Origin of the sequence: Pseudomonas sp. AN3A02, from assembly GCF_011765255.1 — a bacterium.
GTDB lineage: Bacteria > Pseudomonadota > Gammaproteobacteria > Pseudomonadales > Pseudomonadaceae > Aquipseudomonas.
In genome coordinates this window covers 131,973-147,313 of the sequence record NZ_JAARNI010000012.1, presented here as the reverse complement: position 1 = coordinate 147,313, position 15,341 = coordinate 131,973, and the positions used below count along the sequence as shown (strand labels likewise).

At 61.4% G+C, this 15,341-nt stretch carries 12 protein-coding genes; 6 read left to right on the top strand and 6 right to left on the bottom strand.

Annotation, left to right across the window (positions count from 1 at the left end; genetic code table 11):
• Positions 1–154 precede the first annotated feature (154 nt).
• Together HBJ59_RS28295 and HBJ59_RS28290 are read left to right on the top strand one after the other, a co-directional pair.
• Positions 155–895 carry a response regulator gene (locus HBJ59_RS28295; protein ID WP_063028866.1) on the top strand — a complete coding sequence of 247 codons (741 nt, stop codon included), beginning with the start codon at positions 155–157 and terminating at the stop codon, positions 893–895.
• On the top strand, positions 892–2,196 hold the full coding sequence (locus tag HBJ59_RS28290; protein ID WP_167665450.1) for an ATP-binding protein: 1,305 nt from the start codon (positions 892–894) through the stop codon (positions 2,194–2,196). The genes HBJ59_RS28295 and HBJ59_RS28290 overlap by 4 nt, the downstream gene beginning before the upstream one ends.
• A gap of 784 nt (positions 2,197–2,980) precedes the next feature.
• On the opposite strand, the gene urtE is transcribed toward HBJ59_RS28290, so the two are convergent.
• From urtE to urtA, 5 genes are all read right to left on the bottom strand, one after another.
• On the bottom strand, positions 2,981–3,670 hold the full coding sequence (gene urtE / locus HBJ59_RS28285; protein ID WP_167665449.1) for an urea ABC transporter ATP-binding subunit UrtE: 690 nt from the start codon (positions 3,668–3,670) through the stop codon (positions 2,981–2,983).
• Positions 3,671–3,680: 10 nt separating this feature from the next.
• Positions 3,681–4,439, bottom strand: a complete 759-nt coding sequence (urtD, locus tag HBJ59_RS28280) for an urea ABC transporter ATP-binding protein UrtD (protein WP_017475231.1) — start codon at positions 4,437–4,439, stop codon at positions 3,681–3,683.
• Positions 4,436–5,596 (bottom strand): urea ABC transporter permease subunit UrtC, encoded by a 1,161-nt coding sequence (gene urtC, locus HBJ59_RS28275; protein WP_167665448.1) that lies wholly within the window; start codon positions 5,594–5,596, stop codon positions 4,436–4,438. The genes urtD and urtC overlap by 4 nt, the downstream gene beginning before the upstream one ends.
• A 10-nt stretch (positions 5,597–5,606) precedes the next feature.
• Positions 5,607–6,524 (bottom strand): urea ABC transporter permease subunit UrtB, encoded by a 918-nt coding sequence (gene urtB / locus HBJ59_RS28270; RefSeq protein ID WP_063028859.1) that lies wholly within the window; start codon positions 6,522–6,524, stop codon positions 5,607–5,609.
• Positions 6,525–6,694: 170 nt separating this feature from the next.
• A complete protein-coding gene (gene urtA / locus HBJ59_RS28265; RefSeq protein WP_017475234.1) occupies positions 6,695–7,903 on the bottom strand; it encodes an urea ABC transporter substrate-binding protein in 1,209 nt (402 codons plus the stop codon).
• Positions 7,904–8,217: 314 nt separating this feature from the next.
• Here urtA and HBJ59_RS28260 point away from each other — a divergent pair, with 314 nt between their 5' ends.
• Positions 8,218–11,604 (top strand): ATP-binding protein, encoded by a 3,387-nt coding sequence (locus HBJ59_RS28260; RefSeq protein ID WP_167665447.1) that lies wholly within the window; start codon positions 8,218–8,220, stop codon positions 11,602–11,604.
• The gene (locus HBJ59_RS28255; protein WP_008430557.1) at positions 11,579–12,277 is read left to right on the top strand and encodes a response regulator; all 699 of its coding nucleotides are present in this window, start codon (positions 11,579–11,581) and stop codon (positions 12,275–12,277) included. Before HBJ59_RS28260 ends, HBJ59_RS28255 begins: the two co-directional genes overlap by 26 nt.
• A gap of 118 nt (positions 12,278–12,395) precedes the next feature.
• Here HBJ59_RS28255 and HBJ59_RS28250 read toward each other — a convergent pair whose 3' ends face one another.
• Positions 12,396–13,226, bottom strand: coding sequence for an IclR family transcriptional regulator (locus HBJ59_RS28250; RefSeq protein WP_167665446.1), 831 nt, complete (start codon positions 13,224–13,226; stop codon positions 12,396–12,398).
• Between the two features lie 241 nt (positions 13,227–13,467).
• On the opposite strand from HBJ59_RS28250, the gene HBJ59_RS28245 reads away from it, so the two are divergent.
• Both HBJ59_RS28245 and HBJ59_RS28240 read left to right on the top strand, forming a co-directional pair.
• A complete protein-coding gene (locus tag HBJ59_RS28245; RefSeq protein WP_167665445.1) occupies positions 13,468–14,496 on the top strand; it encodes an ABC transporter ATP-binding protein in 1,029 nt (342 codons plus the stop codon).
• Complete coding sequence (locus HBJ59_RS28240) at positions 14,493–15,338, top strand: ABC transporter permease (RefSeq protein WP_003218273.1); 846 nt, start codon at positions 14,493–14,495, stop codon at positions 15,336–15,338. Before HBJ59_RS28245 ends, HBJ59_RS28240 begins: the two co-directional genes overlap by 4 nt.
• The last annotated feature ends 3 nt before the right edge of the window (positions 15,339–15,341 follow it).

Genomic DNA, 15,341 nt, shown 5'->3' with positions numbered 1-15,341 from the left:
TTGCGAGGTATCTCGATTGTGTCGGCCAAGCCCGGATTTTTGCGTCGATGTGTATCTGGTCACTGCCAGATACACTGCAATACAAAGGGCACAAGGCAAGCCCACCGGCAGTGGCTAGACTGCGCATCAATGACTATTCAACGAGGAAGGCAGCATGGATCACGTCGATCACATTCTGATTGTCGATGACGATCGGGAGATCCGCGAACTGGTGGGCAACTACCTGAAAAAGAATGGCCTGCGCACCACCGTGGTGGCTGACGGCCGGCAGATGCGCAGCTTCCTCGACACCACGCCCGTGGACCTGATCGTGCTGGACATCATGATGCCCGGCGACGACGGCTTGCAGCTGTGCCGCGAACTGCGGGTGGGCAAGCACAAGGCCACGCCGATCCTGATGCTCACCGCGCGCAACGATGAAACCGACCGCATCATCGGCCTGGAAATGGGCGCCGATGATTACCTGGTCAAGCCCTTCGCCGCCCGTGAACTACTGGCCCGCATCAACGCCGTGCTGCGCCGCACGCGGATGCTGCCGCCAAACCTGGTGGTGACCGAAAGCGGCCGGCTGATCCGCTTTGGCCGCTGGCGCCTGGACACCACCGCCCGCCATCTGCTGGACGAAGACAACACCCTGGTGGCCCTGAGCGGCGCTGAATACCGCCTGTTACGCGTCTTCCTCGACCATCCGCAGCGCGTGCTCAATCGCGACCAATTGCTGAACCTGACCCAGGGCCGGGACGCGGACCTGTTCGACCGCTCCATCGACCTGCTGGTCAGCCGCCTGCGCCAGCGCCTGCTGGACGACGCCCGCGAGCCGGCCTACATCAAGACCGTGCGCAGCGAAGGCTATGTGTTCTCCCTGGCGGTGGAAATCCTTGGGGACTCGGCATGACCCTAACGTTCCGCTGGCCGCGCACACTGGCGGCGCAACTGTCGGTGATTTTCATCGTCAGCCTGCTGTGCGCGAACGCCCTGTCGTTCAGCGCGCAGTTCTATGAGCGCTACGTGAGTGCCCGGAGCGTGATGCTGGGTAACCTGGAGAACGACGTGTCGACGTCGATCGCGATCCTCGACCGCCTGCCCGCCGCCGAGCGCGCCAGCTGGCTGCCGCGCCTCGACCGCAACGCCTACCGCTACCTGCTGAATGCCGGTGAACCCGGCGAGCCGATGGCCAGCGACGACGTGCCCATGGCCGCCACCTCGATTGCCGATGCCTTGGGCGAGCATTACCCGCTGACCTTTCGCGACATCCCGGGCCTGCAAAAACACTTCCAGGCGCACCTGACCCTGGCCGATGGCAGCCCGATCACCATTGATGTACACCCCAAGCCCATCCCGTTTGCCTTCTGGCTGCCGGTGGTGCTGGTGCTGCAGTTGTTGGTGTTGCTGATATGCACCTGGGTCGCCGTACGCATCGCCATCCGCCCGCTGACACGCCTGGCACGGGCGGTGGAAACCCTCGACCCGAATGCGCGCCCGACACCGCTGGACGAAACCGGCCCCACCGAGGTGGCGCATGCGGCGGCGGCGTTCAACGAGATGCAGAAGCGGATTGCCGAGTACCTCAAGGAGCGCATGCAGATTCTGGCGGCGATTTCCCATGATTTGCAGACGCCGATCACCCGCATGAAATTGCGCGCCGAGTTCATGGAGGACTCGGTGGACCGGGAAAAGCTCTGGAGTGATCTGGGGGAAATGGAGCATCTGGTACGCGAGGGTGTGGCTTATGCCCGCAGTGTGCATGGGTCCACCGAGGCCAGTTGCCGGATCGACCTGGATGCGTTTCTCGACAGCCTGGTGTTTGATTACCAGGACATGAACAAGCAGGTGAGCCTGACCGGTAAAAGCGCGGTGGTTTTGGATACGCGGCCCCATGCGTTGCGTCGGGTGCTGGTAAACCTGGTGGACAATGCGCTGAAGTTCGCCGGGGCGGCGCAGTTGCAGGTGGGGTCGACGGCGGCGGGTGAGCTTTCGATCAAGGTGCTGGACCGGGGACCGGGGATTGCGGCGGATGAGCTGGTGCAGGTGATGCAGCCGTTTTATCGGGTGGAGAGTTCGCGTAATCGCGGCACCGGTGGTACAGGGCTGGGGCTGGCGATTGCCCAGCAACTGGCGGTGGCGATTGGTGGGGAGTTGACCTTGAGCAATCGGGATGGGGGTGGATTGTGTGCCGAGGTTCGGCTGGTGCTGTGACTGGGCATGGGCTGAGCTGGGTTGCGTGTATATCCGTTATTAAGGTAACGGCGACTATGGGTTCCGCTCTTACAGCGGCTCACTTTTGAACAGCGCAAAAGTAAGCAAAACGCTCTTGCCCCACCACTCGCCACCTCGCTTGGGCTCGGTGTGCCCGCACTCCGGCTTTGGAGCGTGGTTTAACGGGGCGCCTAAGATCAAGATCAAAAGCAGATCAAGGGCACAGCGGCCTACCGGCCGGCTTGAGTGTTAAGAGCGAAAGCAAAGCTGCTTTTCTGTTTTATGTAGGAGCGAGCTTGCTCGCGAAAAACCTGAGACCGCCGCGTTCATCCAGAATGCCAGCGTCATCGTTAACGACCTTCGCGAGCAAGCCCGCTCCCACATTTGGACCGTGCCCGCTTTAGCTTCTGATTTTGCTGTTGCCTTTGCTTCACCACACTCAAGCCGGCCGGTAGGCCGCTGTGCTCTGCTTTTGATCTGCTTTTGATCTTGATCTGCGGGCCCCGTTAACCACGATGGCCGCAAGTAGGCACGGTGGAGCGGGTAAATCGGCAGGGAAGCCGATTTAGCCGCGCCGGGCCATGGATGGCCCGTCGCGGCGGCCCGCGGAACCGGGCCGGAGTGCGGGCATGCCGAGCCCAGGCGAGGCACCGAGTGGTGGGGCAAAGACCTTTTGGTTACTTTTGGCTGGGCCGGCATTCCGGGCGTTTGCCAAAAGTGACCCGCTGTAAGAGCGGAACCATAAGCCGCCGTTACCTAAATAACGGATATGTACTCAACCAAGTCACACCGACAAATACCGACTAATGGTCGCCTCATCCACCCGATCCCGAGTCTCCTCAATCACAAACCTCCCCTTCTCAATCACCAAAAACCGATCAGCAATCTCCAGCGTAAACGACAACACCTGCTCAGAAACAACAATAGTCAAATCCCGCAAATTGCGAATCTCCTTAAGCGTACGAGCAATGTCCTTGATGATCGAAGGCTGAATCCCCTCAGTCGGCTCATCCAACAACAACACCTTAGGATTCGTCGCCAACGCCCGAGCAATCGCCAATTGCTGTTGCTGCCCCCCAGACAAATTCCCACCCTTGCGCGAACGCATGTCATACAACACCGGAAACAGCGCATACAAATCTTCAGGCACCCTGCCCCGTGCCGCCGCCGGCAACCCGGTCTGAATATTCTCCAACACACTCATGCTGGGAAAAATCATCCGCCCCTGCGGCACATAGGCAATCCCCCGCGCCACCCGCTCATGGGTTTCAAGCCCAGACACATCATGCCCATCCACACTCACCTGCCCCTGCCACTGCGGCAGAATCCCCATCAGGCTCTTGAACAGCGTGGTCTTGCCCATCCCGTTACGCCCCATCACCGCGACGATCTCACGCTTCGCCACATCCAGTTCCAGGTCGTGAAGAATCTGGCTCTGCCCGTACCCACACGACAGTTTGTCGATCTTGAACATGCCCGACTCCTCAGTGGCCCAAATACACTTCAATGACTTTCGGATTGCTCTGCACCGACTCCATGCTGCCCTCGGCCAGCACCTTGCCCTGATGCAAAACCGTGACCTTGTGGGCAATGCTCTTGACGAACTCCATGTCATGCTCGATCACCAGCACCGAACGGCCCTGGCTGATGCGCTTGAGCAACTCGGCAGTTTGCGCCCGCTCGTTGACGCTCATCCCGGCCACCGGCTCATCGAGCATCAACAATTCAGGGTCTTGCATCAGCAGCATGCCAATCTCCAGCCACTGCTTTTGCCCGTGGGACAGCAGGTCCGCCTGCTGCTGCAACAAATCACCGAGGAAGATCTCCCGCGCCACTTCCTCGACCCGCGCGACCACCTGGGCATTGCGCTTGAAAAACAGCGCGCCCCAGACCTTGCGTCCGGCCGGATACGACATTTCAAGGTTTTCAAACACCGTAAGATTTTCGTAGATCGACGGGTTCTGGAACTTGCGCCCTACCCCGGCCCGCACGATGTTGTATTCACGCATTTTGGTCAGTTCCTGGCCGTCGAACTGGATGCTGCCGCTGGTGGCGCGGGTCTTGCCGCAGATCAGATCCAGCACCGTGGTTTTGCCGGCACCGTTGGGGCCGATCACCACCCGCACTTCATTGCGGTCGATGTACAGGTTGAGGTTGTCGACCGCCTTGAAGCCGTCGAATGACACGGTCAGCCCTTCAATGGCCAACACGGGCTTTTTCATTTCAAAACCGACGGCGGTCATGGTTGTGTCTCCAGGATCTTGGCTTCAGCCTTGGGCTTGATCTTCGCGGGTTCGGCCTTGACCACCGGCTTGCGCCGCAACAGTCGGGCCAGGGCCTGGCGACCATGGCTGTCCCACAACCCGGCCAAGCCGTTGGGGAAGTACATGACCACCGCAATAAACAACCCGCCCATCAGGTACAGCCACAGCTCGGGGAAGGATTCGGAAAAGTAGGTCTTGCCGTAGTTCACCAGCAACGCCCCATATACCGCGCCCAGCAGCGACATGCGCCCGCCCACCGCCGCGAAGATCACCATTTCGATGGAAGGCACGATCCCCACGAACGACGGCGACATAAAGCCCACCTGCAAGGCAAACATTGCCCCGCCAATCGCCGAGAACGCGGCCGCCACGCAGAATACGAAGATCTTGAAACTGGCCACGTCATACCCGGAAAACCGTACCCGCTCTTCCTTGTCACGCATGGCCATCAACAGCCGGCCCAGCTTTGAAGCGAGGATGAAACGGCCGATGAAGATGCAGCCAAACAGCAGCCCGGCGTTGATGAAATACAGGATCATCTTCGCGCCGTCACCGCGCAGGTCCCAGCCCAGCAGGGTCTTGAGGTCGGTGATGCCGTTGACGCCACCGGTGAGGCCTTGCTGGCCGACGATCAGCACCGTGAGAATCAGCGCAATCGCCTGGGTGACGATGGAGAAATACACATCGCCCACCCGCCGCTTGAACAGCGCCATGCCGATGATGAATGCCAGCAACACCGGCACCGCAATCACCGCGAACAGGGTGAAGGTGAAGCTGTGGAATGGCTGCCACAGCCACGGCAGTTCGGTGATCTGGTTCCAGTCCATAAAGTCCGGAATGCCCGGCGTCGACTGGATCCTGGTGCTTTCGGGATCGGACGCTTCCAGCTTCAGGAACATCGCCATGCAGTAGCCGCCGACGCCGAAAAACACACCCTGCCCGAGGCTGAGAATCCCGCCATAGCCCCAGCACAGCACCAGGCCCACGGCGACGAACGCGTAGGTCAGGTACTTGCCGACCATGTTCAGGCGAAACGCATCCAGGGTCAGCGGAAACACCACGAGGATCAACACCGCCAGCAGCACGATGCCGATCAGGTTTTGCTGGCCGCCCAGCAGTTTGTCTAGAGCCTTCATCGGTTCGCCTCTACTTGCGCACTTTGATGGAGAACAACCCTTGCGGGCGCAGCATCAGGATCAGGATCACCGACGACAACGTCAGCACCTTGGCCATCGAGCCACTGAGGAAAAACTCCGACAGCGATTGGGTCTGGGCAATCACGAATGCCGAGGCAATGGTGCCGAACAGGCTTTGCGCGCCGCCGAATACGACGACCAGGAAGGTGTCAACGATGTACTGCGAACCGGCTGTCGGCCCGGTGGAACCGATGGTGGTGAAGGCCGCACCGGCCACGCCCGCCACACCGCAACCGAGGGCGAAGGTCATGCGGTCGACCTTGCGTGTATTGATACCCACGGCGCGGCTCATCAAGCGGTTTTGCACGGTGGCGCGCACTTGCAGGCCCCAGCGCGAGCGGTAGAGCATGACGAAAATCGCGCCGGTCAGCAGCAGGGTCAGGCCCATCATGAACAGGCCGTTGCGCGGGATTTCGATGGCGTCGGTGAGGTTCACCGAACCCATCAGCCAGGCCGGCGGTTCGGCGCTGACTTCACGGGCGCCGAACACCGAGCGGAAGGTTTGCTGCATGACCAGGGACAAACCCCAGGTGGCGAGCAAGGTGTCCAGTGGGCGCTTGTACAAACGGCTGATCATCGCCCATTCCACCAGCCAGCCGACGGCACCGGCGACGAGGAAAGACAGGGCAATGGCAATGAAAAAGTAATACGGCTGAAAGCTCGGCGCGAAGTGCGCGGTGAGGCTGGAACAGACGTAAGTGGTGTAGGCGCCAATGGTCAGGAACTCACCGTGGGCCATGTTGATCACGCCCATCTGGCCGAAGATGATTGCCAGTCCCAATGCCATCAGCAACAGCACGCAGAACACGGACAAGCCGTTGAACCCCTGCATCGCCGCGATGGCTCCAAATTCCGATAGCCATTCCATGATGATGGTCTCCTGAGCGGGAGGTAATGATGAAAACCAAGGTCTGCTTTTGATTTATGTGGGAGCGGGCTTGCTCGCGAATGCAGTGCATCAGTCAATACATCTGTGAATGACACTCCGCTTTCGCGAGCAAGCCCGCTCCCACCTTTAGATCAGCGCCAGATCCAGGCTTATTGGTAGCCTTTCGGGAACGGATTCGGCTCGATCAGATCCGACTCGTAGATCACCTTGAACTGCCCGTTTGGCTGCACTTCACCGATGCGCGACTTGCTCCACAGGTGATGGTTCTCGTGGATCTTCACGTAGCCTTCCGGCGCGTTTTTCAGCTCGATGCCCGGGGAGGCGGCGACGACTTTATCCACGTCGAAACTGCCCGCCTTCTCCACCGCCGCTTTCCACAACCATGGGCCGAGGTAGGCCGCCTGGGTCACGTCACCGATCACCGCGTCCTTGCCGTACTTGGCCTTGAACGCTTCCACGAAGGCTTTGTTGTTCGGGTTGTCGAGGCTCTGGAAGTACTTCATCGAGGCGTAGAAGCCGGCCATATTTTCGCCGCCGATGCCCAGCAGTTCGTCTTCGGTCACCGACAGGGTCAGCAGGGTTTGCTTGGATGAATTCACGCCCGCCGCGTTGAGTTGTTTGTAGAAGGCCACGTTGGAGCCGCCCACCACCGCCGCGAACACCACGTCAGGCTTTTTCAGCTTGACCTTGTTGATCAGCGAACCGAACTGGGTGTTGCCCAGCGGGTAGTAGTCTTCGCCGACCACGGTGCCGTGCAGGACGTTTTCAATGTGCTTGCGCGCGATCTTCATCGAGGTGCGCGGCCAGATGTAGTCCGAGCCCACCAGGTAGAAGGTTTTGGCGCCCTTGGTCTTGGCGATCCAGTCGAGGCTGGCGAGGATTTGCTGAGTCGCTTCCTGCCCGGTGTAGATCACGTTTTTCGACTGTTCCAGGCCTTCATAGAAGGTCGGGTAGTAGAGCAGGCCGTTCTCTTTTTCAAAGATCGGCAGTACGGCTTTACGTGAGGCTGAGGTCCAGCAGCCGAACACCGCCGCCACCTTGTCGTTGACCAGCAGTTTCTTGGCCTTTTCGGCGAAGGTCGGCCAGTCGGACGCGCCGTCTTCCTGGATCACCTTGATCTGCCGCCCGAGGATCCCGCCCGAGGCGTTGATCTGCTCGATGGCCAGGCGTTCGGCCTGGATCGAACCGGTTTCGGAAATCGCCATGGTGCCGGTGGCCGAGTGCAGCTGGCCCACGGTGACTTCGGTAGGCGTCACCGCCAGGCCTTCGTTGTCGGCCATGACGCCATGGCTGAACAGACTGGCCGCCAGCAGTGATAACGCCAACAACGGTTTGGAGCGGATCAATCGTGATTCCATGGGGCGACTCCTCTGCAATGAGGGGTTCAGCATGGCGGCAGGTGGCCACGGCGGGTATACGCAGCCTGACGTAACGGCGTACGTCATTTGACGTATGCCGTTGCGCACCATTTTCGAGCAGGATCGCGCCCTTCACAAACTGTGGAGATCCCATGTGGGAGCGGGCTTGCTCGCGAATGCGGTGGGTCAGCAACGAATGTATTCACTGATCCACCGCATTCGCGAGCAAGCCCGCTCCCACATTTGGACCCGCGGCGCCTCCAGGGCATGGAACTTGCTCATCCAACCTTGCCCACTTCCTGGAGCCACCCACCTTGCATCCCCTCCCCGGCACCCAGCGCATCGTCAAGATTCGCCGCGACTACAACTCCTGGGTCGCCGACGAGACCATGGAAGACTACGCCCTGCGCTACACCCCGAAGTCCTTCCGCAAATGGTCGGAACTGCGCATCGCCAACACCGCCTTGGGCGCGGTGTCGTTCCTCGCGCTGGAGGCCATCGGCGGGGTGTTGGCCTTAAGCTACGGGTTCACCAACACCTTCTGGGCGATCCTCGCCATCAGCCTGGTGATCTTTCTCACCGGCCTGCCCATCAGCTACTACGCCGCCCGCTATGGCGTGGACATGGACCTGCTGACCCGTGGCGCAGGCTTCGGTTACATCGGTTCGACCATCACCTCGCTGATCTACGCCAGCTTCACCTTCCTGTTCTTCGCCCTCGAAGCGGCGATCATGGCCCTGGCCCTGGAGTTGTATTTCCATATCCCGCTGGCCATCGCCTATGTCATCTGCTCGGTGCTGGTGATCCCGCTGGTGGCCTATGGCGTAACCCTGATCAGCCGCCTGCAACTCTGGACCCAACCGCTGTGGCTGGTGCTGTTGGTGCTGCCTTACGGCTTTGTATTGTGGAAAAACCCCGAAGCCTTCAGCGACTGGACCAGCTTCGTCGGCCGCAGCAGCGACGGCGGTGACTTCAACCTGTTGTCGTTCTGCGCCGCCTGCACCGTGGCGCTGTCCCTGGTTACGCAAATCGGCGAACAGGTGGACTACCTGCGCTTCCTCCCGGAAAAAACCGCCGCCAATCGCAAGCGCTGGTGGGCCGCGCTGTTGTGCGCCGGGCCCGGCTGGATCGTGCCGGGCGCGTTGAAGATGTTCGCCGGGGCGTTCCTGGCCTTTCTTGCCCTGCAACATGAAATCCCCATGGAGCGCGCCGCCGAGCCGACCCAGATGTACCTCGTCGCGTTCGGCTATGTGTTCTCCTCTCCCGAATGGGCGCTGGGGGCGATGGTGCTGTTCGTGTTCATCTCGCAGATGAAGATCAACCTGACCAACGCCTATGCCGGCTCCCTGGCCTGGTCGAACTTCTTCGCCCGCGTGACCCACAGCCACCCCGGCCGCGTGGTGTGGCTGGTGTTCAACGTGGCAATCGCCTTGATGCTGATGGAGCTGGGGGTGTTCGACGTGATCGAGCAGGTGCTGGGGCTCTACGCCAACATCGCCATCGCGTGGATCGGCACCCTGGTGGCCGACCTGGTGATCAACAAGCCCCTGGGCCTGTCGCCCAAGCACATCGAGTTCAAGCGCGCGCACCTCTACGACATCAACCCGGTGGGCGTCGGCTCAATGCTGATTGCCTCGCTGCTGTCGATCCTCGCCCACTTCGGCCTGTTCGGCGCCCTGGCCCAGGCAGCGCCACCGTTTGTCGCACTGGGCACGGCGCTGGTCATGGCGCCGCTGCTGGCATGGCTGACCAAAGGCCGCTACTACATTGCCCGCAGCAGCGAAGCGCAGTTGATTCATCCGCAACCCGGCAGCGGCCTGGTGATCTGCGGGCTGTGCAGCAACCCGTTTGAAACTGCCGACATGGCGTTCTGTCCGGCCTACAGCACACCGATCTGCTCGCTCTGCTGCTCACTGGATGCGCGTTGTGGCGACCGCTGCAAACCCCATGCGCGGCTGGCCAGTCAGTTCGAAGGCGTGTTGCGCTGGTTGCTGCCGACAACGTTGGTGCCGCGCCTGCATACCCGACTGGCGCATTACCTCGGATTGTTGATGGCGCTGGTACTGATGCTCGCCGGAGCACTGGCGCTGATCTATATGCAGGCCGCCCAGGGTTTGCCCCATTCGCAGACCTTGTACCAGGCGTTTTTCAAGGCCTTCCTGACGCTCTCGGTATTGGCCGCCGTACTCGCCTGGTGGGTGGTACTCACCCGCGAAAGCCGGCGGGTCGCCCAGGAAGAATCCGACCGGCAAACCTCGCTGCTGATGCAGGAGATCGCTGCCCACAGCCTCACCGACCAGGCCCTGCAACAAGCCAAGGAAGCCTCGGAAGCCGCGAACGCTGCCAAGAGTCGCTACGTTACCGGGCTGTCCCACGAACTGCGCACGCCCCTCAACAGCATCCTCGGTTTCACCCAGATTCTGCAGCGTGACAGCGCCATGCCCGAGCAGCACCAGGATGCCCTGGCGACCATCCTGCGCAGCGGCTCGCACCTGCTGTCGCTGATCGACGGCCTGCTGGACGTGGCGAAGATCGAGGCCGGCAAGTTGCGCCTGGAACTCACCGAAATCCCCTTCCCGGAACTGATCCACGACCTGGAACAAATGTTCACCCCCCAGGCCGAAGACAAGGGCCTGCGCTTTCGCCTGGACTGCGTGGGCAAGATTCCCGCCGTGGTGCGTGGCGATGAAAAACGTGTGCGGCAGATCCTGATCAACCTGCTGGGCAATGCGATCAACTTCACCGACAGCGGCGAGGTGCGCCTGCGGGTCAGCTACATGCGCGAGACCGCCAACTTCGAGATCATCGACACCGGCATCGGCATTGACCCGGAGCAGATCGAGCGGATTTTCCAGCCGTTTGAACGTGGCGACCTGATGCGCCAGGACAAAGGCGTAGGTCTCGGCTTGACCATCACGCGCATGCTGACCTCGTTGATGGGCGGCGAATTACGGGTGGTCAGCGAACTGGACAAGGGCACCTGCTTCCAGGTGCGGCTGTTCCTGTCCCAGGTCCGGGTGCCGCAGGCCGTGGTGCATGTTGAACACGACATCATCGGCTACCACGGCGAACGGCGGCGCATCCTGGTGGTGGACGACCACGTGGACCATCGCAAGGTGCTCAGCGGCATGCTCACGCCCCTGGGCTTCGAAGTCGCCCAGGCGAGTAACGGCCAGGAGGCGATCCGCCAGGTGGCGCTGCTGTCGCCGGACCTGATCCTGATGGACCTGTCGATGCCGACCATGGACGGTTGGGAAACCAGCAGGCTGATCCGGCGTAACGCGCTGTCCACCGCGCCCATTATCATCATCTCCGCCAACGCCTTCACCGACGACCGCGAACGCAGTATCGCCGGCGCCTGCAACGACTACCTGGCCAAGCCGGTGCGCACTTCGGAATTGCTCGGGCGCGTGCAACTGCACCTGGATTTGCAATGGCTGCGCCGCCGGACACCGATTGCCGCGCCGGTCGCTACAGAGGGTGCGCTACCCAGCGCTGAAGAACTCGCCGTGCTCGCCGAATTGAACGCCATCGGCTATGTGCGTGGTTTGCATGAAAAGCTCGACGCCATCGTGCTGGAAAGCCCAGGCACCGCACCGTTCATCAACAAGCTCCGGGCGCTGCTGAAAAGCTTTCGCCTGGAAGAACTCAACCGAATCCTGAAGGAGGCCGAAGATGAATGCCTTGACCCACAGCGCTGAGCCCGGCGTGGTGCTGATTGTCGACGACACCCCGGACAACCTGGCCATGCTCTCCGACGCCCTGGACGACGCCGGCTACATGGTGCTGGTGGCGCTGGACGGCCTCAGCGCCCTGAACCGCGTGCAACGCCGGCGCCCGGATTTGATCCTGCTGGACGCGGTGATGCCCGGCCTGGACGGCTTTGAAACCTGCCGCCGGCTCAAGGCGCAACCGGCCAGCGCGGACATTCCGGTGGTGTTCATGACCGGGCTCACCGACAGCAAGCATGTGGTGCAGGGGTTTGAGGTGGGCGGGAGTGACTACGTGACCAAGCCGATCCAGACGGATGAAGTGCTGGCGCGGGTGGCGGCGCATTTGCGTACCTCGCGGATTCTATTGTCGGCGCGGGCGGCGACGCAGCCGAGCGTGATCACCCTGGAGGATGAGCCGGCGCATAAGCTGTTGTCGGCGCGGTTTCAGCTGACGGAGCGGGAAGTCGAGGTGTTGCGCTGGGTGGCGTGTGGCAAGACCAATCGGGATATTGGCGACATTCTCGGGTTGAGCCCGAGGACGGTGAACAAGCATCTGGAGCATGTGTATGTGAAGTTGGGGGTGGAGACCAGGACGGCGGCGACTTCGGTGGCGATGGCAGCGATGAGTCCAACCCGGATCCCACAGATGGCCACGGTCTAAAATGTGGGAGCGGGCTTGCTCGCGAATGCGGTGTATCAGTCACCAAATTTTTTACTGATACGCCGCATTCGCGAGCAAGCCCGCTCCCACAGTTGATCTGTGTCGTTACTGGTATTACCTACCCACCGAAGATCTGTGAAGGCCGCCTCAACGTCGGATCAAACGGGTTGATCCTCGGCCCGATCGCCGCCGCTTCGCGCTTTAACAACTCCACCACCGTCGGCAACCTCCCCGGCCCCAGCCGGTCACTGATGGTCGCCACACTCAACGCCGCCACCGCATGCCCATTGCGGTCCAGGATCGGCACCGCCAACCCGGCCATGCCTTCCAGCACTCCGGTATTGCGCGCCGCATACCCCAACCGCCGCACACTCTCCACCTCCGAGCGCAAAAACACTTCGTCGTACAGATGAAAATCCTTGAGCCGTGGCAAGTTGTAGCGGATCACCGTCTCACGCTCTTCCTCCGGCAGGAACGCCAGGATCGCCAGGCTGCCCTGCCCCACGCCCAACGCCACGCGCCCGCCGATGTCACCGGTAAAGGTACGGATCGGGTACGGCCCTTCACTGCGGTCCAGGCAGATCGCATCAAACCCGCTGCGCGCCAGCAGGAACAATGAATCCCCCAGCGAAGCACTGAGGCGCAACATGCTCGGCCGCACCAGGTCCCGCAGGTTGCCGGTGTTGCCCGCGTTCGCTGCCAGCGCGAAGAACTCCAGGCTCAGCCGGTAGCGCTTGCTGCGCGCATCCTGCTCCACCATGCCCTCGTCCAGCAGGCTGCGCAGCAGTCGGTGGGTGGTAGGTTGCGACAACCCCACCTGCTGCGCCAGTTGCGTCACCCGTTCACCACCGTCCGGTGCCGCGCCGAGGATGCGCAGCAATGCAAACAATCGGGAGACGCCACCGGCGCCGACTTCCTTGACACTTTCGTTCCGCTCAGTGGAATCCATAAGCCGATATCTCACACTAAATTCTGATCAGTGAATGAAACTGAAAAAAGTACTCTATACAGTGAAATTCCATCTTCCGCCATCCTAGTCTTTCGCCCTAATCTGCGTCCACAGGGGCGAAATGAACAACTAACGGCAGCCGACTCAAGATCGAGCGCCAACGCACCCGCAACACCCTTTTCGCATCTGCCCAAAACAAAAAAGCGCGTTTCGACGCGACTCAAAAAGGTGGAACGCAGACATGGCTTTTCTCCAACTCAACGCCTTGAGCAAACGCTACGGCGCCGTCGACGCGGTGGTCGCCACTGATCTTGCGGTGGAAAAAGGCGAATTCGTGTCCCTGCTCGGCCCCTCGGGCTGCGGCAAGACCACCACCTTGCAAATGATCGCCGGCTTCGTCGACGTCACCGGTGGGCAGATCCTCCTCGATGGTCGCGACATCACCCACGCCAAACCCGCCAGCCGTGGCCTCGGCGTGGTATTCCAGAGCTACGCGCTGTTCCCCCATATGAGCGTGCGCGACAACGTCGCATTCGGCCTTAAGATGCGCAAGGTGCCCGCCGGCGAGATCGCAAGCAGAGTCAAGACCGTGCTGGAACTGGTGCGCCTGGCCCCTCACGCCGAGCGCTACCCGCGGGAACTCTCCGGCGGCCAGCGCCAGCGCGTGGCCCTGGCCCGTGCCCTGGTGATCGAACCGCCGGTGTTGCTGCTGGACGAGCCGCTGTCGAACCTCGACGCCAACCTGCGGGAAGAGATGCAGTTCGAAATCCGCCGCATCCAGTGCGAAGTCGGGATCACCACCTTGATGGTCACCCACGACCAGGCCGAAGCGCTGTCCATCAGCGACCGCGTGGTGGTGATGCAGGCCGGGCGCGTCACCCAGATCGACGCACCGTACAAACTCTATGAACACCCGCGCACGCGCTTTATCTCGGACTTTGTCGGCAAGGCCAATCTGCTGACGGGCGACTTCGATCAACTCGGCGCGCCGCAAGTGCGCTTCGAACCAGGCAGCGGTGAACTGACCCTGAGCCTGCGCCCGGAAAAAATCGACCTGGTGGCCGCCGGCTCAGGGCGCCTGCAAGGCAAGATCCTCGACAGCTATTTCTTCGGCAGCCAATGGCTATACCGCATCAAGACCCAGATCGGCGAGCTGACCGTGGTCCGCCGCAACGACGGCAGTGCGCCGTTGGGTTGCGGCGCAGCGGTAGGCCTGGACTGGGAGTCGAGCCTGCTGCGGATACTGGCCGCCGATGAGGTGCGCGCATGAGCCGTGGCTACCTGTTGTCGTTGCCGGCGCTGGTATTGTTTTTCGGGCTGCTGATCCTGCCCCTGGGCCTGACGCTGGTGCTGTCATTCAACGTGTTCGACTATCAGGTGGGGGTGAAGGCCGATGAGTGGACCTTCGCCCATTACCTGTCGCTGTTCAGCGATTCTTACTTCTACGAGATCTTCTGGCGCACCTTCTGGATCAGTGCCCTGGTGACCTTGCTGTGCGTGGTGATCGGGGTGCCCGAGGCCTACATCCTCAGCCGCATGGGCACGCCGTGGCGCTCGATCTTCCTGATCCTGATCCTCACCCCGCTGCTGATTTCGGTGGTGGTGCGGGCGTTTGGCTGGAGCCTGCTGCTGGGTGCCGATGGTCTGGTGAACCAGGTGATCCAGGCCCTCGGAGGCAAACCGGTGAAGCTGCTCTACACCTCATTCGCGGTGATCATCGCACTGGTGCACGTGATGCTGCCGTTCATGATCATCCCGGTGTGGACCTCCCTGCAAAAGCTCGACCCGTCGGCGGAACAGGCGGCGCTGTCCCTGGGTGCCAGCCAGGCCACGGTGATGCGCAAGATCGTGTTGCCACAGGTGATGCCCGGCGTGCTCTCCGGCACCCTGATCGTGTTCGGCCTGGCCGCCAGCTCCTTCGCGATCCCCGGCCTGTTGGGCGGACGCCGGCTGAAGATGGTCGCCACGGTGGTCTACGACCAATACCTCTCGGAACTCAACTGGCCCATGGGCGCGACCATCGCGGTGGTGCTGCTGTTAGTCAACTTGCTGATCATGCTGAGCTGGAACCGCATGGTCGAAGGCCGCTACAAAAAGTCCCTGGGAGTATAAGAC